General features: G+C 68.4%; 20 protein-coding genes and 1 other RNA gene. 10 read left to right on the plus strand and 11 right to left on the minus strand.

Annotated elements, in window-relative coordinates; genetic code table 11:
- The first annotated feature begins 119 nt into the window (after positions 1–119).
- Positions 120–493: a transfer-messenger RNA gene (ssrA, locus tag ACQZ13_RS11865) on the plus strand.
- Between the two features lie 239 nt (positions 494–732).
- Here the strand turns inward: ssrA and ACQZ13_RS11870 are convergent.
- Positions 733–1,317: a PEP-CTERM sorting domain-containing protein gene (locus tag ACQZ13_RS11870; protein WP_431052126.1), complete on the minus strand. Its 585-nt coding sequence runs from the start codon at positions 1,315–1,317 to the stop codon at positions 733–735.
- A 307-nt stretch (positions 1,318–1,624) separates the two neighbouring features.
- Here ACQZ13_RS11870 and ACQZ13_RS11875 point away from each other — a divergent pair, with 307 nt between their 5' ends.
- Together ACQZ13_RS11875 and ACQZ13_RS11880 are read left to right on the plus strand one after the other, a co-directional pair.
- Positions 1,625–2,509, plus strand: a complete 885-nt coding sequence (locus tag ACQZ13_RS11875) for a PIG-L deacetylase family protein (protein WP_431052128.1) — start codon at positions 1,625–1,627, stop codon at positions 2,507–2,509.
- Positions 2,510–2,599: 90 nt separating this feature from the next.
- The gene (locus tag ACQZ13_RS11880) at positions 2,600–3,010 is read left to right on the plus strand and encodes a hypothetical protein (protein WP_431052130.1); all 411 of its coding nucleotides are present in this window, start codon (positions 2,600–2,602) and stop codon (positions 3,008–3,010) included.
- Positions 3,011–3,055: 45 nt separating this feature from the next.
- Here ACQZ13_RS11880 and ACQZ13_RS11885 read toward each other — a convergent pair whose 3' ends face one another.
- On the minus strand, positions 3,056–5,629 hold the full coding sequence (locus ACQZ13_RS11885; RefSeq protein WP_431052132.1) for an excinuclease ABC subunit A: 2,574 nt from the start codon (positions 5,627–5,629) through the stop codon (positions 3,056–3,058).
- A gap of 191 nt (positions 5,630–5,820) precedes the next feature.
- Between ACQZ13_RS11885 and ACQZ13_RS11890 the strand changes: the two genes are divergently transcribed.
- From ACQZ13_RS11890 to ACQZ13_RS11900, 3 genes are all read left to right on the plus strand, one after another.
- The gene (locus tag ACQZ13_RS11890) at positions 5,821–6,927 is read left to right on the plus strand and encodes a catalase family protein (RefSeq protein WP_431052134.1); all 1,107 of its coding nucleotides are present in this window, start codon (positions 5,821–5,823) and stop codon (positions 6,925–6,927) included.
- 107 nt (positions 6,928–7,034) lie between these two features.
- On the plus strand, positions 7,035–7,550 hold the full coding sequence (locus ACQZ13_RS11895) for a pyridoxamine 5'-phosphate oxidase family protein (protein ID WP_431052136.1): 516 nt from the start codon (positions 7,035–7,037) through the stop codon (positions 7,548–7,550).
- A gap of 26 nt (positions 7,551–7,576) precedes the next feature.
- Entirely contained in the window at positions 7,577–7,897 is a 321-nt protein-coding gene (locus ACQZ13_RS11900) for a plasmid stabilization protein (RefSeq protein ID WP_431052138.1), read from the plus strand.
- Between the two features lie 61 nt (positions 7,898–7,958).
- On the opposite strand, the gene ACQZ13_RS11905 is transcribed toward ACQZ13_RS11900, so the two are convergent.
- The 4 genes from ACQZ13_RS11905 to ACQZ13_RS11920 form a co-directional block, all read right to left on the minus strand.
- Positions 7,959–8,492 carry a hypothetical protein gene (locus tag ACQZ13_RS11905; protein ID WP_431052140.1) on the minus strand — a complete coding sequence of 178 codons (534 nt, stop codon included), beginning with the start codon at positions 8,490–8,492 and terminating at the stop codon, positions 7,959–7,961.
- A 159-nt stretch (positions 8,493–8,651) separates the two neighbouring features.
- Positions 8,652–8,978, minus strand: a complete 327-nt coding sequence (locus ACQZ13_RS11910) for a DUF4148 domain-containing protein (protein WP_431052142.1) — start codon at positions 8,976–8,978, stop codon at positions 8,652–8,654.
- Positions 8,979–9,223: 245 nt separating this feature from the next.
- Positions 9,224–9,475 carry a hypothetical protein gene (locus ACQZ13_RS11915; protein WP_431052144.1) on the minus strand — a complete coding sequence of 84 codons (252 nt, stop codon included), beginning with the start codon at positions 9,473–9,475 and terminating at the stop codon, positions 9,224–9,226.
- Positions 9,476–9,711: 236 nt separating this feature from the next.
- Positions 9,712–10,041: a DUF4148 domain-containing protein gene (locus tag ACQZ13_RS11920; protein ID WP_431052146.1), complete on the minus strand. Its 330-nt coding sequence runs from the start codon at positions 10,039–10,041 to the stop codon at positions 9,712–9,714.
- Between the two features lie 179 nt (positions 10,042–10,220).
- Between ACQZ13_RS11920 and ACQZ13_RS11925 the strand changes: the two genes are divergently transcribed.
- Entirely contained in the window at positions 10,221–10,733 is a 513-nt protein-coding gene (locus tag ACQZ13_RS11925) for a GNAT family N-acetyltransferase (protein ID WP_431052148.1), read from the plus strand.
- Positions 10,734–10,851: 118 nt separating this feature from the next.
- Here the strand turns inward: ACQZ13_RS11925 and ACQZ13_RS11930 are convergent, their stop codons facing one another.
- From ACQZ13_RS11930 to ACQZ13_RS11940, 3 genes are all read right to left on the minus strand, one after another.
- Positions 10,852–11,103, minus strand: coding sequence for a hypothetical protein (locus ACQZ13_RS11930; protein ID WP_431052150.1), 252 nt, complete (start codon positions 11,101–11,103; stop codon positions 10,852–10,854).
- Positions 11,104–11,362: 259 nt separating this feature from the next.
- Positions 11,363–11,692, minus strand: a complete 330-nt coding sequence (locus ACQZ13_RS11935) for a DUF4148 domain-containing protein (RefSeq protein WP_431052152.1) — start codon at positions 11,690–11,692, stop codon at positions 11,363–11,365.
- Between the two features lie 227 nt (positions 11,693–11,919).
- Positions 11,920–12,297, minus strand: a complete 378-nt coding sequence (locus tag ACQZ13_RS11940) for a VOC family protein (protein WP_431052154.1) — start codon at positions 12,295–12,297, stop codon at positions 11,920–11,922.
- 153 nt (positions 12,298–12,450) lie between these two features.
- Between ACQZ13_RS11940 and ACQZ13_RS11945 the strand changes: the two genes are divergently transcribed.
- On the plus strand, positions 12,451–13,716 hold the full coding sequence (locus ACQZ13_RS11945) for an MFS transporter (RefSeq protein ID WP_431052156.1): 1,266 nt from the start codon (positions 12,451–12,453) through the stop codon (positions 13,714–13,716).
- A gap of 18 nt (positions 13,717–13,734) precedes the next feature.
- Here ACQZ13_RS11945 and ACQZ13_RS11950 read toward each other — a convergent pair whose 3' ends face one another.
- Both ACQZ13_RS11950 and ACQZ13_RS11955 read right to left on the minus strand, forming a co-directional pair.
- Positions 13,735–14,712 carry a Bug family tripartite tricarboxylate transporter substrate binding protein gene (locus ACQZ13_RS11950; protein ID WP_431052158.1) on the minus strand — a complete coding sequence of 326 codons (978 nt, stop codon included), beginning with the start codon at positions 14,710–14,712 and terminating at the stop codon, positions 13,735–13,737.
- Positions 14,713–14,908: 196 nt separating this feature from the next.
- Positions 14,909–16,051: an L-talarate/galactarate dehydratase gene (locus ACQZ13_RS11955; RefSeq protein WP_431052160.1), complete on the minus strand. Its 1,143-nt coding sequence runs from the start codon at positions 16,049–16,051 to the stop codon at positions 14,909–14,911.
- 205 nt (positions 16,052–16,256) lie between these two features.
- On the opposite strand from ACQZ13_RS11955, the gene ACQZ13_RS11960 reads away from it, so the two are divergent.
- Both ACQZ13_RS11960 and ACQZ13_RS11965 read left to right on the plus strand, forming a co-directional pair.
- The gene (locus tag ACQZ13_RS11960; RefSeq protein ID WP_431052162.1) at positions 16,257–17,267 is read left to right on the plus strand and encodes a LacI family DNA-binding transcriptional regulator; all 1,011 of its coding nucleotides are present in this window, start codon (positions 16,257–16,259) and stop codon (positions 17,265–17,267) included.
- A 133-nt stretch (positions 17,268–17,400) separates the two neighbouring features.
- Entirely contained in the window at positions 17,401–19,626 is a 2,226-nt protein-coding gene (locus ACQZ13_RS11965) for a TonB-dependent receptor (RefSeq protein ID WP_431052164.1), read from the plus strand.
- Positions 19,627–19,648: the final 22 nt, after the last annotated feature.

Raw genomic sequence — 19,648 nt, forward strand, 5'->3', positions numbered from 1 at the left:
CGCGCTCATTCAGGCGCCTGTCGAACTTCGAGCGAAGTCATGGAAGACTCTTTGATGACTTTGACGAGATCGGGCTCTTGAAGTCTGGGCGGCAGGCATAATGTGAGACTTCTCTCTCTGGGGCCGACCTGGTTTCGACGTGGGTACGGAGTTGGAGTAGGGCATGCCGAGGGCCAGGCACCTCGTAAATCCATCTGGAACAAACCAACTGCGAACGATCAAACGTACGCTCTCGCGGCTTAAACCCCGCGGACCTCTCACCGGTTGGCCGATGGGCCGGGTGACGGGACGCAAGTCCTGACACAGAGAGGTTATTCACATTGGCTGGCTGTCATTCGTGCACCTTGGGTGACGGCGAGATTTAGGGTGCTGGCTCGTCCGGTAGCGTGCTCCTGCGCGACCGGGCAGGTGAGAACCAAATCAGAGAGCTAAGCATGTAGAACTGCCCGATGAAGGCTTGCGGACGCGGGTTCAATTCCCGCCGGCTCCACCATCTTCCTGAAAGGGCCCGGACGTTTCGTCCGGGCCCTTTTTCTTTGGTTGATCTGATGGCGGATTCGCCGAAATGACTTCGGGGATCCAAACCTCCCGCCGACAAACAAGCCGATGACAAACGACGCCCTCCCGCGATTCATCTACCGTCACTGCGGCGCCATCCGGCTTGGCTGGGACTGCATGTGATCGAGTGGCGACAGCACGACCGCGCACGCCGCGCCGTCGTGCTTGCAGAGATCAACGACGAGCTGACGCCGTCCTTCGACCTCGGCCCCGAAGACTCGCCGCAATCCCCATCAACGCCAGCGCCGCCAGCGCCAAGGTTCCCGGCTCGGGCAGCTCGACGGCCGCCGTCTCCACATTCAGCACGAGCCGCTGACCATCCGCCATGCTGAGCGACTGGAAGTTCATCGCGATCGAATCGCCGGTGAACGTCAGCCGCGACGGTTCGAACGCGGCCCAGTTGGACGACGCGTCGATGCTCACGCCGACGAAGTCGTCGATGGTGCCGAACACGTCCGTCAGCACGATGCCGTTGAACGTGCCCGAGGAGAAGTTCAGCGTCGAATTCGGCAGACTGAAGTCGAAGATGATCTGGGTGGCCGTGATGTCCAGGCTGGCGCCGCCGATACCGGTGACGTCGGGGACCTCCACGCCGTTGCCGACCACGACATGGCCGGAACCCGGCGTGGCGACCGGCGAATCAAGGTCGGGCCAATACACCTGGTAGTCGAAGGTGCTCCCGAACATCGGGACGGCCTGGGCGCAGGCGCCGGAGAGCGCCAGGGCCGCGACCGCGGCCCATTGCTTGAGGGTGCACATGTTGTTCTCCCTGTCGCTCGTCCAGTCCCGGCCCGGACACGGGCAAGTCGCCGTGAGCGTGCAGACCCCGCATGCATATTGCGGGCCCGCCACGCAAGACCTTGATTGACAACGCTTTCCGGGACGCCGGGTGACACGGTCGGTTGGCGCTGTAAAGAAGTCCGACGGTGCGGTCGTGGCGCCGCCCATTCGCGACACAAACCGTTTCACGAGGCTGGCAGGCCCTTTGCCACTGTCCTTCCACAAGCCCATGGCGACCGCACGCCGGTCGCCGGGGATACCGAAACCAGGAAGGAACCGCCACGCCATGGACGCTCTGATGCATCGACGCCCGTTCCGGACCGTGAACGAAGGCATGCCCGTCGGACTCATTCCCGCGGAGTCGCCGCAGCGACCGCCTTCCGACCGCCGCATCGACGGCGACGGGACCCCCGAGTGGGCCTGGCGCCAATGGCAGCCGCTGTGGGGCGCGCCGCTGACCTCGCTCGACGAACTGGTGCCGGAAGGCCGGCGCGCCGTCGTCGTCGCGCCGCACCCCGATGACGAGGTGCTCGGCTGCGGCGGGTTGCTGTCGCTGCTGGTGACGCGCCATCGCGCCGGACTGCCGCCCGATCGCGTGCTCGCGCCGCCCGTCGAGCTGGTGGCCGTCACCGACGGCGAAGCCAGTCATCCCGGCTCCGAGCGCTGGACGCCGGCGCGGCTCGCCGTGCAGCGTCGCCATGAACGCGCATCCGGCCTGCGCCGTCTGGGCCTGCACGTGCCCGTGCATTCGCTCTGCGTTCCGGACGGCCAGGTGTCCGCTCACGAGGACGACCTCGTGCTCGAACTGTGCCGGCGCCTGCGGCCGGACGACGTGCTGCTGACCTCGTGGCGACTCGACGGCCATCCGGACCACGAAGCCACCGGACGCGCCTGCGCGCGTGCCGCATTGCTGACCGGCGCCACGCTCATCGAGATCCCGATCTGGGCCTGGCATTGGGCGCGTCCCGGCGATGCCGCGGTGCCGTGGCATCGGATGCGTCGCCTGCCGCTCAACGCGCGCGCGCTGAGTGACAAGCGCACCGCGCTGGCCGCGCATCGCAGCCAGTTGCTCGCCGACGAGGACCGACCGCCGGCGCTGTTCGCCGAAGCCGTGAACCGGCTGCTGCGGCCCTTCGAATTCGTTCTGCAGCCGGAGCCTGCTCACCAGTGAGGCTATGGCCGGCATTGCCGCGCCGCAGCATGACAAGGCCACGGACGGGGGCGTAGCATCGAGTCTCCTCGGACTCATGCCTCCCCCGTCATGTCCGTCTGGCAATTCGATCTGGCCTTCGCGCGAGGCGGCTCCGCGGCGTCCTGGCTGCCGTCCTCGCGCTCCGACGTCATGCACTACCTCGTGAGCCGCGTCGGGCCGAGCACGCCGATGCTCGAAGGCTGGCGCTACTTCGGCAACGAGGCGGGCAACTGCATCGACATGGTCTCCGACCCCGATGGCCACTACGAACTGCATGCGCGCCTGGATGCTTGCGCGAACGAGACCGACCGCTTCATCGAGGTCGTCTGCGACGTCGCCCACGCGCTCGGCTGCGAGTTCTTCAGCGAAGAGCTGTCCGCGCTCGTGGGGCCGAACTCGCGCGAGTTGAAGGCGGCGCTGCAGCGCTCCAGCGCGTGGCAGTTCGCGCTGGATCCCGAAGGTTTCCAGCCGAGCCGCTGAGCGCGTTCAAACCGCGCGTTCAAACCGCGCGTTCAGACCGCGCTTTCAGACTTGTTCGTCGATCGCCGCCTTCAGATGCGGCGCCGTGCGTGACTCGGCATTCACCGCGACCTCGTCGGGCATTCCTGCCACGACCACCCGACCACCCGCGCCGCCCGCGCCCGGACCGAGGTCGATGACCCAATCCGCCGCCGCGACGACGCGCATCTCGTGCTCGACGACGACGACCGTGTGGCCGGCCTCGACCAGGTCGCGCAGCTGCACCATCAGCTTGTCGACGTCCGACGGATGCAGACCGGTGGTGGGCTCGTCCAGCACGTACAGCGTGTGGCCGCGCTGCGTGCGCTGCAGCTCGGTGACGAGCTTGATGCGTTGCGCCTCGCCGCCGGACAGCTCCGTCGCCGGCTGGCCCAGCCGCAGGTAGCCCAGGCCGATGCCCTTCAGCAATCCGAGCGGCCGCGCCAGCGCCGCTTCCTCCGCGAAGAACTCGAACGCGGCGTCGACCGTCATGCCGAGCACCTCGGCGATGCTGCGCTCGCGGTAGCGGACCTTCAGCGTCGCCTCGTTGTAGCGCGCGCCGTGGCACGCGGGGCAGGGCGCGAAGACGCTGGGCATGAAGAGCAGCTCCACGCTGACGAAGCCTTCGCCCTCGCAGGTCTCGCAGCGGCCCTTGGCGACGTTGAAGGAGAAACGCCCCGCGTCGAACTTGCGTGCACGCGCCGCCGGCGTGGCGGCGAAGAGCTTGCGCACGTGGTCGAACAGCCCCGTGTACGTGGCGAGGTTGGAGCGCGGCGTGCGGCCGATCGGCTTCTGATCGACCTGCACGAGGCGTCGGATCGTCTCGGCGCCGCTGGCGATCCGGCCTCCGGAGACCGCCTGGACATCGGTGCCGGCCTCGGGGTCGTCCTCGTCCTCGACGGCGACGGGCTCATGGCCCAGATGCGCGCCGACCAGGTCCACCAGCGCGCGGCTGACCAGCGACGACTTGCCGGAGCCCGACACCCCGGTCACCGCAGTGAACACGCCGAGCGGGAAGGCGGCGTCCACGTCGACGAGGTTGTTCTGCGTGATGCCTTCGAGGCGCAGCCAGTCTTTGGGCTCGCGGCGAACGGGACGGACTTGTGCATTGCCGGCTTCACGCGCGATGCCGGCATCACCCGCGCGGCGCGTGGCGTCCGGGAAGAGGTACGCCGCGGTGCGCGATTCCGCGACGCCGCGCAGGCCGTCCGGCGGCCCGCTGTAGAGCACGCGGCCGCCGAGCTCGCCGGCGGCGGGGCCGACGTCGACGATCCAGTCCGCGGCGCGCATCAGGTTCAGGTCGTGCTCGACGACGTAGATCGAGTTGCCCGCCGCCTTCAGCGCGCGCAGCGACGCGAGCAGCGATTCGCCGTCCGCCGGATGCAGGCCCGCCGACGGCTCGTCGAGCACGTAGACGACGCCGAAGAGGTTGGAGCAGATCTGCGTGGCCAGGCGCAGGCGCTGGAGCTCGCCGGGCGAGACCGTCGGCGTCGAGCGCTCCAGCGACAGATGGCCGAGTCCCAGCGTCAGCAGCGGCCGCAATCGCATCAGCACGTCGTCGACCAGCCGCCGGGCGGCGAGGCGCTTCTCCTCGCTGAGGCCGTCGGTGGCGGCGTCGCCGAGATGCTCCGCCAGTTCCGCCAGCGGGAACTGCGACAGCGCGCCGATGTCGAGCCCGCCGAAGGTCACCGACAGCGCCTCGCGCTTGAGCCGCTTGCCGTCGCAGACCGGGCAGGCGCCGCCGATCAGGTAGCGCGACACGCGGCGCTTCATCAGCGCGCTCTGCGTGGTCGCGAAGGTGTGCATCACGTAGCGCTTCGCGCTGCTGAAGGTGCCCTGGTAGCTGGGCTCCATCTTGCGGCGCAGCGCGTCCCTGGTCTCGGCGGGCGTGAAGCCGGCGTACACCGGCACGGTGGGCTGCTCGTCGGTGAACAGGATCCAGTCGCGCGTCTTGCGCGGCAGCTCGCGCCAGGGCTTGTCGACGTCGATCCCCAGCGTCACCAGGATGTCGCGCAGGTTCTGGCCGTGCCAGGCCGGCGGCCATGCGGCGACGGCGCGGTCGCGGATGGTGAGCGTGTCGTCGGGGACCATCGAGGCCTCGGTGACCTCGTACACGCGCCCCAGTCCATGGCAATGCGGGCAGGCGCCCTGCGGCGTGTTCGGCGAGAAGTCCTCGGCGTACAGCATCGGCTGCTTCGCCGGATAACGCCCGGCGCGCGAGTACAGCATCCGCAGCAGCGACGAGAGTCCGGTCACGCTGCCCACGGACGAACGCGCGCTCGGCGTGCCGCGCTGCTGCTGCAGCGCGACGGCGGGCGGCAGTCCGTCGATCGAATCGACGGCGGGCACGCCGACCTGGTCGATCAGCCGGCGCGCGTACGGCGCGACCGATTCGAAATAGCGCCGTTGCGCCTCCGCGTAGATCGTGCCGAAGGCGAGCGAGGACTTGCCCGATCCCGACACGCCGCTGAACACCACGAGCGCGTCGCGCGGCACGTCGACATCGACGTTCTTGAGGTTGTGCTCGCGCGCGCCGCGGACCTGGACGAAGGCGGCGCGTGACGGCGGGGGCTGCGGGCTGGCGGTTGGACGTTTGACCAAGAGGGGACCTCGGGTGATCGATGCGACAGGCGCCGGAGCGGCGGGTGCGAAGTATCGGTCGATGCCGCTGTCCAGCAAGCTGGATGCCTACCGCGCCGATGGGATGGATGTCGATGGCCACGGCGGTGCGAGCGACCGCCGCGACGGGCATGGCCGTTGCCTTTGGAAGGATCCACTTCAGAGCCGCCGCCATGAACCTTTCTACCGATGTGATGCCCGTCACCTTCGAGCCGTCGCTCGAACGCGTGGAACCCAGCGAAGCCACGACCATCGACGAGCTGGTGAAGACCTTCGTCGGCATGGCCAGGACGGTGGCGGACACGGAAGGGCACGCGTTCCGCGCCGTGCACGCCAAGGGCCAGGGACTGCTGCGCGGGAAGCTCACCGTGTCGGGCGGGCTGCCTGCGATCTTCGCGCAAGGCCTGTTCGCCGAGCCGGCGACCTACGACACGCTGGTGCGCCTGTCGTCACCGCCGGCGGAGCAGCTCCCCGACAGCGTCTCGACGCCGCGCGCACTAGCGCTCAAGGTGCTGGGCGTTCCCGGCGAGCGCCTGCCCGAGGCGCTCGGCCCGGACGCGCAGGACTTCCTGATGGTCAACGGGCCGGCCTTCTCGCGCCCCGATCCGCGCGGCTTCCTCAACGACGTCAAGCTGCTGGCGTCCACGACGGAGAAGTCGCCGCGCGGCAAGGAGGTGCTGTCGGCGGTGTTGCGCGGCGCGGAACACGTGCTCGAAGCGGTCGGCGCGGAGAGCGGCAAGCTGAAGTCGCTCGGCGGACATCCGAAAGTCCACCCGCTGGGCGACACCTACTTCTCGCAGACGCCCTACCTCTTCGGACCATACATCGCGAAGTTCTCCCTGCAGCCCGTGTCACCGGCGCTCACTGCGCTGACCGGTGAGTCGATGGACGCCGATGGCGACGATGCGCAGCGCGTGTCGGTAGCGCGGTTCATGTCGGGGCAGACGGCGGCGGTGGAATGGGCGTTGCGCGTGCAGCTCTGCGTGAACACCGACGAGATGCCCATCGAGGACGCCTCGGTCGAATGGCCCGAGGACATGAGCCCCTGGGTCACGGTGGCGACCTTGTCGGTGGCGCCGCAGGACAGCTGGCAGGGCGATGCAACGCAGGCCGAAGAGGATGCGCTGGCCTTCAGTCCCTGGAATGCGCTCGCCGCGCATCGTCCGCTGGGCGGCGTGAACCGGGCGCGCAAGATCGTCATGGCGGCCTCGCGCGAGTTCCGCTCGGCCTTCAACCGCTGCCCGATCCACGACCCGGCGCGGAGCCAGGGCCCCGCCTGATCACGAGGCCCTCGTGCGATCGGTGGCGTGCTCGCTTCGCAGGCGGCATCGGACCGGGAGCGGGGCTTGCTGTTGAAGAGGCAAACCCTCTTCAAAGGAGTCTTCCCATGACCGACAAGCCCCTCTCCGACACCGAGCGCCGCGCGAAGCTCTGGGACCTGATCAAGGACGTCAAGGTCGGACTGTTCACGACCCACCATGCGAACGGGCATCTGCATTCGCGTCCGATGACGCTGCAGAACAAGGACCTCGACGAGGGCGAATCGCTGTGGTTCTTCATGTCCCGCAGCGGCGAGCCGTTCAGCGACATCGTCGCGTCGTCGCAGGTGAACGTCGGCTTCGCCGATCGCAGCGAGGACACGTATGTCTCGGTGTCCGGCATCGCGGAGCTCAACGAGGACCGCGCCAAGCGCCAGGAGCTCTGGAACAAGGCCGCGGAAGCCTGGTTCACGAAGGGCGTCGACGATCCCGATCTCGCGGTGGTGCGCGTGCGCATCAGCCACGCGAGCTACTGGGACGTGAAGGCGTCGAAGCTGACGCAGCTCTACGCGATGGCGAAGGCGGCGGTGACCGGCAAGCCGCCTACAGGCCTGGCCGAGACCGGCGAAGTGCGCATGAAGTAAGGCATCCATCCCGACTGGAGTACCCCATGCCCAGAGGCGACAAGTCGTCCTACACGGACAAGCAGAAGCGGCAGGCCGAGCACATCGAGAGTGGCTACGAGGATCGCGGCGTTCCCAAGTCCGAAGCGGAGAAGCGCGCCTGGGCGACGGTCAACAAGGAGACCGGCGGGGGCAAGAAGTCCGGCTCGGGACGCGGCCAGCCGGAGAACCACGAGCCCTCCCGCAAGGGCGGGCATCTGGGCGGCAAGGCCGCGGCCGGCCGCACGGCGGCTGAGCGATCGGCCTCCGCGAAGAAGGCTGCGGTGACGCGCAAGCGCAATGCGGAGGCGCGGGCTGGACATCATTGATCGCTGCGGGTCGATCCGAGATGGCGATGCAGGCGCTGCTCGCGCAGCGTCTGCAGACGCCTCAGCGCGAATGGAACCACTCCATGAACTCGTCCGCGACGTAAGGCGTCAGTTCGAGCGCGGCTTCCGCAACGCTGCCGAAGCCTTTTGCGGCGGCGACCGCTGAGAGCGCGCAAGCCAGGAAGCCCTCATCCCACGCGCGGTCGGCGGCCTTCGCCACCAATCCCGGCAGCGCGGCCAAAGCCGCGAAGTACGCTGTCCGCAGGTCGTCGGGGATCTCCACGGCGTTCCGCTGCCGCAAGGCTTCCACGACTGCTGGAAACTGGAAATAGGTGGCGTCCGCGGTTGAAGGCGATTGCGCCAATGCTCGCACGACGTGAGGCACGGCGGCGAACGAGGCGGGGAACACGTCGTCCTGATGTGCCAGGGCGCTCCAGAGCGAGAACCAGGGGTCCTGCTCGGCGTGCGAGGCCGGGAGGCTGTCGAGCTGCCTCAGAAGGTCGGGGATGTCCGACGCGGTCCCATACGCGTGTTCGAGTTCGTGCCAGCGCGAGCTGTCGAGGGCGAGGGCGTGGAGCGGGGAGAGGGTCGTCATGAGCGGTCGTCGATGCGGCAGCAAGGCTAGAAGCATCCGGCACCGATGGTCCGCGCAATGCAGAGCGCCCCGCATGAGCCGGCATCCACAAGCGAGAACGCCGACAGGACAGTATCCTCTCGGCGTTCGTCGACACGGGCCAGAAGGCCCGAGCGAAGCTCAGCGGGCGGCAACGCCTTCCGTCACGGCACCCTTGGCTTCCTTGGCCGCGTAGCGCTGCACCAGCGCGGCGTACGTCGGCGAAGCCTTCAGCTCGGCGTAGCGGGCCTGCGCCTTGGCGCGTTGGCTGGCGTTCAGCGCGAAGTCTTCGGTGCGGTCGACGGCAGCCAGGCCGGATTCGCGGTAGATCTCCAGATCGGCCAGCACTTCGGCGCGGGTCTTCTGGCCTTGCGTGATCGGATCGAGGTGGCTGTAGCTCTGCGCGAAGGCCGGCACGGCGGCGGACAGGGCGATCAGGGCGGTGGCGATCAGGGTCTTGGCGGTCATGATGGTGTCCTTTGAGAGAGCGTTGGATCGGGGGTGTCTGGGGTCTTGGCCGGCTTCGTTTGCCGATGACTGAAGGTTAGGACCGCATCCCTTTCTGATAAATGACTGGCACACGAATGGGTCGTTGTGAGGCTCGCAACAATCGCAAAGCAAGACGCCCGGCATGGCCGGGCGTCTTGCTTGGGAGCGAACCGAAGGGCGTCAGTCCGTGGATCGCTCCACCGAAACAGCGCGACCTGAGGCGGTCATTCGGCCAGGGCGACTTGCGTGTCGACCGCGTCGGCGCTGCGACGGCCGGTGATGTACACGGTCGGCAGCTGTTCGCGCTTCACGGTGATCACCACCGGATCCAGCGTGACGATCGAGGCGCGCATCTCGCGCTGACCTTGCGCATGAGCGAACCCGAGGCCCAGGACCATCGCCGCGATGGCACCGAAGGCGACGGCCTTGACGGTGGTGTTGGTGGCGGAAGTGATGCTGAGGCGGGTGGCGTTCATGTCGGTCTCCTGAGGCGTTTGCTGTGTCGATGGAGTTAGTGTCGTCATCGAGGCCTCGCGTCTCGAGCGCTCAGCGACGAAGCCGCATGGCGATGGCGTGAACTGCAAGGACGGCTGACAAGCCGTTGCGCTCCGATCGCCGTTTCAACCGATCAAAAGCGAGAACGCCGACAGGACGGTGTCCTCTCGGCGTTCGACGATCCGGGCTTCGCAGCCCGAGCGGAGCTCAACAGTGCTCAGCGGGCGGCGACGCCTTCGGTCACGGCGCCCTTGGCTTCCTTGGCCGCGTAGCGCTGTACCAGCGCCGCGTACGTCGGCGAAGCCTTCAGCTCGGCGTAGCGGGCCTGTGCCTTGGCGCGTTGGCTGGCGTTCAGCGCGAAGTCTTCAGTGCGGTCGACGGCAGCCAGGCCGGATTCGCGATAGATCTCCAGATCGGCCAGCACTTCAGCGCGGCTCTTCTGGCCCTGCGTGATCGGATCGAGGTGGCTGTAGCTCTGCGCGAAGGCCGGCACGGCGGCGGCGGACAGGGCGATCAGGGCGGTGGCGATCAGGGTCTTGGCGGTCATGATGGGTTCCTTTGAGAGAGCGTTGGATCGGGGTGTCTGGGGTCTTGGGCCGGCTTCGTTTGCCGATGACTGAAGGTTAGGCGCGGCCCCTGCTTGGATAAACGGTCTGCGCCGCAATGCCTCGTTGTGGTGGCCGCAATAATCCTGGCCACCATCGACATCCGAGAGTTCTCCGATCCATGCAGACTGCCCGCCTCACCTTGTCCCCGCTCGTCGATGCCGACATCGATGCGCTGGCGGACCGGCTCTGGGACGAGCGCGTGTACGAGCACATCGGCGGTCTGCCTTCTGACGCCGATGAGGTGGCGCTGGGGTTGCGAAGGGCGTTGATCGGGCCTCCAGCCGATCGGGCGTCGGAGCGCTGGCTCAACTACGCCGTGCGGCTGCGCGCGGACCATCAGCTCATCGGGCGACTGGAAGCGACCGTCCACGGAGGGATTGCGGAGGTCGCCTTCCTCCTCGCGCCGTCGTCCTGGGGCCATGGCTACGCTGCGGAGGGACTGGCCTGGCTGCATGACGAGCTGTCGCGCGTGAGCCCCGAGGCGCAGTGCTGGGCCACGACGCTGCCTGCCAATGTGCGAAGCAGCCGATTGCTCTCGGCCTGCGGCTACGAGCGGGTCGACCCTGCCGCCGCGCCCGACCTGATGACCTACGACGAAGGCGACTGGGTCTTCCGGCGCGCCTGCGTCTGATCGAGAACCGGAGGTCTGAAATGCGAAACGCCCGGCATGGCCGGGCGTCTTGCTTGGGAGCGAACCGAAGGGCGTCAGTCCGTGGATCGCTCCGCCGATGCAGCGCGACCTGGGGCGTTCACTCGGCCGAGGCGACTTGCGTGTCGACGGTGTCGGCGCTGCGGCGGCCCGTGATGTAGACGGTCGGCAACTGCTCGCGCTTCACAGTGATCACCACCGGGTCGAGCGTCACGATCGAGGCGCGCATCTCGCGCTGGCCTTGTGCATGAGCGAACCCGAGGCCCAGGACCATCGCCGCGATGGCACCGAAGGCGACGGCCTTGACGGTGGTGTTGGTGGCGGAAGTGATGCTGAGGCGGGCGGTGTTCATGTCGATCTCCTGAAGGCGTTTGCTGTGTCGATGGAGTCAGTGTCGTCATCGAGGCCCGACGTTTCGAGCGCCTAGCGACGAACCCTCGCCGCGGCGGCGTGAACTGCATGCGCGGCGGATGAACCGTCGGACCTGAAGCCCCAGAAAGGCGAAGCGCCGACAGGACCGAAGTCCTGTCGGCGCTTGGAGGTCGGGGAGACAGGGGAGTCAGAGGAGGAGGGAGACAGGGCGGCGGGAAACAGGGCCCAGGAGAGGGCGCTCAGCGGGCGGAGACGCCTTCTGTCGTCGAGCCCTTGGCGTCCTTCGTCGCAAAGCGCTGCACCAGTGCGGCGTACTTCGGCGAGGCCTTCAGCTCGGCGTAGCGGGCCTCCGCCTTCGCGCGCTGGTTGAGTTCCAGCGAGGTGTCTTCCGTGCGATCGACGGCGGCGAGGCCGGATTCGCGATAGATCTCCAGGTCGGCCAGCACTTCAGCGCGGCTCTTCTGGCTCTGCGTGATCGGGTCGAGGTGGCTGTAGTTCTGCGCGAAGGCCGGCACGGCAGCGGCGGACAGGGCGATCAGGGCGGTGGCGATCAGGGTCTTGGCGGTCATGATGGGTTCCTTTGAGAGAGCGTTGGATCGGGGTGTCTGGGGTCTTGGGCCGGCTTCGTTTGCCGATGACTGAAGGTTAGATGCGGGCCCCGATCACATAAATGGCCCAGGAACGAATGGGTTGTTGTGCGACTCGCAACAATCGACTGAGCCTGTGGTGCCCCCAAATGCAAAGCGCCCGGCAGGGCCGGGCGCTGTGTCTGGAGCGAGCCGACGTCGATGCGACCTCAGGCGGCGCCCTTGAAGACGGCCTCGATGCGGTGCCCGTCGGGATCGATCAGGAAGGCGGCGTAATAGGTGGCGCCGTAGTCCGGACGCAGGCCCGGGGCGCCGTTGTCCGTGCCGGCGACCGCCAGCGCGTCCGCATGGAAGGCGTCGACCGCCGCGCGGCTGGGTGCCGCGAACGCCAGATGGAAGCCCGGCCCAGGCGCAACGACCGGCGAGCGCAGCTTGAGGCAGAACAGGTCCTTGTCGTCCTCCAGGCCGTAGCCGATGGCCTCGTCGTCCTCGAAGACGCGGCGCAAGCCCAGCGCCGCCATGGCGGCGTCATAGAACCTGCCGCTGACATCCAGCGAGCTTGCGGGGAACGAGATGTGATGAAGCATGAAGATCGTGGATGGAAGTCGGAACCGTACGGATGATCGGTCATCCGGCGCTGCGCGCAGAGCGGTCGCATCGATCCGCTGACGACCGGAAAACGGCGCGAAGTCCTTTAGGCTCGGCGATCCCGCCATCGCGACCTTCCGGCAGTACCCCGCATGACCACCGATTCCGCGTCCCTCGCACGCGCCGACGCGGCGCTTCCCGCCGCCCCCGCACCGGCTGCGACCGCCTCATCCGCCGCCCCCCACGTGCACGGCTTCCTGCTGCCGATCGTCGGCGCCGCCGCCTTCGCGCACCTGCTCAACGACCTGATCCAGGCCGTCCTGCCGTCCATCTACCCGATGCTGAAGGCCAACTACGCGCTGAGCTTCGGCCAGATCGGCTGGATCGCGCTGGTCTACCAGATCACCGCCTCGCTGCTGCAGCCCTGGGTCGGCCTCTACACCGACAAGCATCCCAAGCCCTATCTGCTCCCCATGGGCATGGTCGCCACGCTGATCGGCGTCGGGCTGCTGGCGTTCGCCACCTCGTACGAGATGCTGCTCGTCGCCGCGGGCGTCGTGGGCATCGGCTCGGCGACCTTCCACCCGGAAGCCTCGCGCGTCGCGCGCATGGCCTCGGGCGGGCGCTTCGGCACCGCGCAGTCCTGCTTCCAGGTCGGCGGCAACGCGGGTTCCGCCGTCGGGCCGCTGCTCACCGCCGCCATCGTCATCCCGCACGGCCAGTCGGCCATCGCCTGGTTCATGCTGGTCGCCGCGCTCGCGATCTTCGTGCTGTCGCGCATCACCGGCTGGACGCTGCGGCACGGTCAGGCGAAGGTGAACAGCCTCGCCCGCGGCGCGGTCGGCGGCCTGGGCCGTCGCGAGGTGATCCGCGCCGTCGTCGTCATCGCGATCCTGATGTTCGCGAAGTTCGTCTACATCGCGTCCTTCACCAACTACTTCACCTTCTACCTGATCCAGCGCTTCGGCCTCAGCGTCCAGCAGAGCCAGGTCTACCTGTTCATCTTCCTGGCCGCCGTCGCCGCCGGTACCTTCGCCGGGGGACCGGTCGGCGACCGCATCGGCCGCAAGGCGGTGATCTGGGTGTCCTTCCTCGGCGTGGCGCCGTTCGCGCTGGCGCTGCCGCATGTGGGGCTGACGCTCACCGCCGTGCTCGCGGTCGCGATCGGGCTGGTGATGTCGTCGGCCTTCGCCGCGCTCGTCGTCTACGCGCAGGAGGCGGTGCCCGGCCGCGTGGGCATGGTGTCGGGCGTGATGTTCGGACTGATGTTCGGCATCGGCGGCATCGGCGCCGCCGGCCTGGGCCATCTCGCTGACGTGCACGGCATCGTGTGGGTCTACACCCTCACGTCCTTCCTTCCGCTGCTCGGTCTGGCGACCGCCTTCCTGCCCGACACGCGCAAGCCGCGGGCCGCTTGAAGGACCGGCCGCCCAGCATCAATCGATGCTGATCTTCCCCTGCTCGATCACCTGCTTCCAGCGCGCGAACTCCGCGGACTGGAATGCGGTGAACTGCTCCGGCGTGTTGCCCACGATCTCGAAGCCCAGCTCCAGCAGCTTGGGCTTGACCGCCGGATCGTTCAGGCTCTCGACGACGGCGTTGCGCACCTTGGTCTTGATGTCCGTCGGCAGCCCCTTGGGGGCGGCCACAGCCTGCCAGGAGTAGACCGTCACGCCCTTGTGGCCGAGTTCCTCCATCGTGGGCACGTCCGGCAGCAGCGGCGAGCGCTTCGCACTCGTGATGGCCAGCGCGCGCATCTTGCCGGCCTTGATGTGGGGCAGGGCGGTGTTGATGTTCATGAAGGTCGTGTCGACCTGACCCCCGAGCAGGTCGGTGATCGCCGGCGCGCCGCCCTTGTAGGGCACGTGGGTGGCGGTGGTGCCGGTCTCCTGCCAGAACAGCGCCGCGGTGAGGTGGTCCGAAGTGCCGGGACCCGCGGAGGCGAAGGTCATCTTCCCGGGGTTGGCCTTCATGAACGCGATCACCTCGGCCAGCGTCTTGAAGCGCGATCCCGCCGGCACCGCCAGGACGTTGGGGGCCTGCACGGCGATGGTGATGTAGTCGAAATCCTTGATCGGGTCGTAGCCCGCGGTCTTCGTGAGGTGCGGGCCGATGACGAAGGGACCGAGCGAGGACACGAACAGCGTGTAGCCGTCCGGTGTCGCGCGCTTGGCCGCCGCCGCGCCGATCATGCCGCCGGCGCCGGCCTTGTTGTCGACGACGAAGGTGCCTCCGAGCTTCTCCTGCAGCTTCACGCCGAGCGTGCGCGCGACCATGTCCGTGGAGCCGCCAGGCGGGAAGGGCACGAGCAGCGTGACCGGACGGGCCGGCCAGTTCTGCGCGAGGGCCGCGGTCATCGGCAAGGCGCTCAGCAGTGCGAGCGCCACCGTGAAGGGGCGAAGGAATCGAGTCATCGTTGTCTCCTGGTGTCGTTGTTTGAGCGATGGATCGGGGAAAGAGGCTTCAGTATTTCTGCCGTCGCTGGCCCTCACCCCCACCCTCTCCCGCAAGCGGGAGAGGGAGTAAGACCAGAGCGCTTCGAGGCTCCCTCTCCCGCATCGCGGGAGAGGGCGGGGGGTGAGGGCTGCGGTCGTGGCACGGCTGCAGGCGTCAGGGGCGCTTGCCGACCTCCGTTTGCTCGCGCGTCCAGACGCGCGCCTGCTCGCTCAGGCTCAGGCCGAGGCCGGGCCGGTCGGGCACGAACATCCGGCCGCCGGCGATTTCCAGGCGCTCGTTGAACAGGGGCTCCAGCCAGTCGAAGTGCTCGACCCACGGCTCGGTCGGATAGGTCGCCGCGAGGTGCACATGCAGCTCCATCGCGAAGTGCGGCGCGATCATCAGACCCGCCTGTTCCGCCTGCGCGGCGATCTTCAGATACGGCGTGATGCCGCCGACGCGCGGCGCGTCCGGCATCAGGTAGTCCGCGGCGCGGTGGCGGATCAGATCGCCGTGCTCCATCGCGCTGGTCAGCATCTCGCCCGTGGCGATCGGCGTGTCGAAGGCGGCGGCCAGCGCCGCGTGGCCCTCGTGGTCGTAGGCGTCGAGCGGCTCCTCGATCCACACGAGCCGCAGCGGCTCGAAGGTGCGGCACATCCGCTGCGCGGTCGGCCGGTCCCACTGCTGGTTGGCGTCGACCATCAGCGCCACGTGGTCGCCCAGATGCCGCCGCACCGCGTCGACGCGCTTCAGATCGAGCGCGCCGTCCGGCTGCCCGACCTTGAGCTTGATGCCGCCGATGCCGCGCTCGATCGAGGCCGACGCGTTCACCAGCAGCTGCTCCAGCGGCGTATGCAGGAAGCCGCCCGAGGTGTTGTAGCAGGCGACCGAATCGCGATACGCGCCCAGCAGCTTGGCCAGCGGCAGGCGCGCACGACGCGCCTTCAAGTCGTAGAGCGCGACGTCGAAGGCCCCGATCGCCTGCGTCGACAGCCCGCTGCGCCCGACCGACGCGCCGGCCCAGCAGAGCTTGTTCCAGAGCTTGGCGATGTCGCTCGGGTCCTCACCGATCAACGCGGGCGCGATCTCCTTCGCATGGGCGAACTGACCCGGCCCGCCGGCCCGCTTCGAGTAGCTGAAACCCAGTCCCTCGTGGCCGTCGCGCGTGACGAGCTCGACGAAGAGCAGGGCGATCTCGGTCATCGGCTTCTGCCGGCCCGTCAGCACCTTCGCGTCGCTGATCGGCGTGGCCAGCGGGAGGTAGCACGACGAGATCCGGAGCCACTCGATGCGGTCGTTGGAACTGATGTCTGACATGGCTGTTAACGTTAACATTCAGGTTCATGAAAAGGCGCTGAAAGAATGGGCAGTCGGTGCCCGTGACTGTTCAGCGCCGCGATGAATGATGGTAACGGTAACATCGACGTGTTTGCAAGATTCCATCTGCAAAGCTCGGACAATCGCCGCCGACCCATCGTGCCGCCCCCCTCTTTCCGCCCCTCTTTCAGACCCGCCCTCATCGATGCCGCCTGTCCGCCCTGGCGCTGGAGCCGTGACCCTGCATGACGTCGCCGCTGCGGCGGGCGTGTCGCTGATGACCGCCTCCCGCGCGCTGCGCACGCCGGAGGTGGTCTCCGCCGCCACCCGCGAGAAGGTGATGCAGGCCGTCGCCCAGACCGGCTACATCCCCAACCTGCTGGCAGGCGGCCTGAAGTCGCGGCGAAGCATGACGGTGGCGGCGCTGGTGCCGGTGATCTCGGTGCCGCAGTTCCTGCCGACGATCCAGGTCTTGACCGAGCAGCTCGACCGCGCCGGGTACCAGGTCTTGCTCGGCCAGACCGGCTATGACCACGCCCGCGAGGAGGCGCTGCTGAACACCATGATCGGCCGGCGCGTCGATGGCATCGTGGTGGCGGGGCTGCTGCAGCATGGCGACACCGCACGCCGCCTGGCGCGCCTGGGCGTGCCGGTGGTGGAGACCTGGGACATGACGGAGCGGCCGCTCGACACGGTGGTCGGTTTCTCGCACGTGCAGGTGGGCGCCGCGGTGGCGGGGCACTTCATGGCGCGGGGATGGACCCGCGTGGGCCTGGCCACCGGCGGCGACCAGCGCGCCGGCCAGCGGCGCGCCGGCTTCCTGTCGGTGATCGGCAAGGACGTCCCCACCGCCGTCACCGAGGTGCCCGCCGGCGTGCCGCACGGTCGGCGCGCGCTGTCGACGCTGCTGGCGCAGGCGCCGGACCTGCGCGCGGTCTTCTGCAGCTCCGACGGCATGGCCGAAGGCGTCCTGACCGAGGCCCTCGCGCGCGGCCTGCGCGTGCCCGAGGACCTCGCGGTGATCGGCTTCGGCGGCGCGGAGTTCTCGGCCTCGCTGCATCCGTCGCTGTCGACGGTCCACATCGACGGCGCCGAGATCGGCCGCCGCGCCGCCGACGTGCTGATCGCACGCGGCCAGGGCGGCGACTCCGGGCCGGCCATCGTCGATGTCGGCTTCCAGCTGGTGCTGCGAGGCTCGACGGGCGACGCGGCCTAGCGTCCGCTCCAAAGCTTGACGGAACGGGTGGTAGCGCTGCCATCCTTTCCATCAATCGCACGGTCATTCACGGCGCCAACATGTTGCACCCCTATGATGAGAAGAGTTCTCATTTGCAACAATACGCCTCCACATGTCCGTCCGCCCTGACTCGTCCCTTCTGCTGACGCCCCTGTCGTCGGCCCTGAAATCGCTGCTGGGTGCCGGCCTGGCCGTCGGCGCCGCCGGCGCGCTGGCACAAGCCGCGCAGGCGCCCGAGGCTCCGGCCAAGGCGGCTTCCGCTGCCTCGACGTCGGCGACCTCGGCGACCTCGGCGAACACCGCGCTGAACAAGGTCACCGTCCAGGGCAAGGCCGAGCGCCAGAAGGCCGGTCTGGGCTCGCGCGGCGGCGTCGGCATCCTGGGCTCGCAGGACGCGATGGACATCCCGTTCAGCACGCTGAACTACACCGAGCAGCTGATGCGCGACCAGCAGTCGCGCACGCTGGCCGACGTGCTGCAGAACGACGCCTCGGTGCGCGTGATGACGGCCGCTCAGGGCTTCGGCGAGGACTTCCAGATCCGCGGCTTCGCCGTGCCCAGCGGCGACGTGGGCTTCAACGGCCTGTTCGGTCTCGCGTCGGCCAATCGCATGCCGGCGGAAGTCATGGAGCGCGTCGAGGTCCTCAAGGGCCCGAACGCCATGGTCAACGGCATGCCGCCCGGCGGCAGCGTCGGCGGCAGCATCAACGTGATCCCCAAGCGCGCCGCGGACCTGAACCTCACACGCGTGACCACCAGCTTCTCCAGCGGCGACCAGCTCGGCGTGGCGGTCGACGTGGGCCGCCGTTTCGGCGAGAAGAAGGAGTGGGGCGTCCGCTTCAACGGCAGCTACCGCGACGGCGAGGCCAGCATCGACGACGGCAACGCGCGTCAGCGCTTCGCCGCCCTGGCGCTGGACTTCCGCGGCACGCAGCTGCGCTGGACCACGGACGTCTTCAAGCAGCACGAGAACATCCGCGGCTTCCGCTCGCAGCCGGCCTTCGTGACCGGCCTGACGCGCCTGCCCAAGACGCCCGATCCGCGCAAGAACATCTACGGCCCCGACGCCGCGCTGGCGATCGACGACGAGATGTTCGCGACGAAGCTGGAGTACGACGTCAACGACCGCGTGACCGTCTGGGCCGGCGCCGGCTGGCGCGACAGCTGGTCCATGCAGGACTTCCCGACCGCGAGCACGCGCGCCGACGCCAACGGCGACTTCCGCCTGATCGGCGCCTGGTACGACGCCTACTTCAAGACCAAGAGCGCCGACGCCGGCGCCCGGGCCCGCTTCGAGACGGCCGGCATCGGCCACTCGGTGTCGGTCGGCATCAGCCGGCTGGAGCAGGAGACCGGCTTCTTCTACCTGGCCAATCCGACCACGACCTCGGTGCCGTCCAACATCTACAACCCGGTGCCCATGCCCGCGGTGATCGGGGTGCGCGGCACGCCGACGAAGTCCTCGGACACCCGTCTGTCGGGCGTGGCGATCGCCGACACGCTGTCCTTCCTGAACGAGCGCCTGCTCGTCACCGTCGGCCTGCGCGACCAGACCGCCGAGCTCACCGCCTATCCCAAGACGGCGACCAACTACTACAACAAGAGCAACCTCTCGCGCCTGGGCGGTGTCGTCTTCAAGGCGACCGAGGACCTGTCGGTCTACGCCAACTACGCCGAGGGCCTGACCCGCGGCGCCATCGCGCCGACCAACGCCACGATCGTCAACCCCGGCGAGGCGCTGCCGCCCTTCGTTTCCAAGCAGATCGAGGCGGGCGTGAAGAAGGACTGGGGCAGCTTCCTGACCTCGCTCAGCGTCTACCAGATCAAGAAGGCGAACTCGATCAACGTGCCCGTGCCCGGCACGGCCCTGTTCCGCTTCGCCGCGGACGGCGAGCAGCGCAACCGCGGCGTGGAGCTGTCGGCGCAGGGCGAGATCATCCGCAGCGTCCGCTGGCTGGCCAGCGCGTCCTACACCGACGCCAAGCAGCAGCGCACCGCCGGCGGCGCCTTCGACGGCAAGGACGCCACCGGCGTGGCCGACAAGACCGCGAGCATCGGCGCCGACTGGGACGTGCCGTACCTGCCGGGCCTGGGCATCAGCGGCCGCGTGATCTACACGTCCTCGGGCTGGATCGACAACGCCAACACGCTGGCCGTGCCCGCCTGGACGCGCGCCGACATCGGCGCCCGCTACACCACCAGGATCGCCGGCGTGCCGACGGTCCTGCGCGCCAACATCGACAACGTCTTCGACCGCCATTACTGGCTGCTCAGCGGCTCGTACGCGACGGTGGCCACGGGCCGCACGGTCGTGCTGTCGGCGTCCTTCGACTTCTGATTCCTCGCTGTCATCCCGTTCA

Source organism: Roseateles sp. L2-2 (genome assembly GCF_050613215.1).
Classification (GTDB): domain Bacteria; phylum Pseudomonadota; class Gammaproteobacteria; order Burkholderiales; family Burkholderiaceae_C; genus Roseateles; species Roseateles noduli.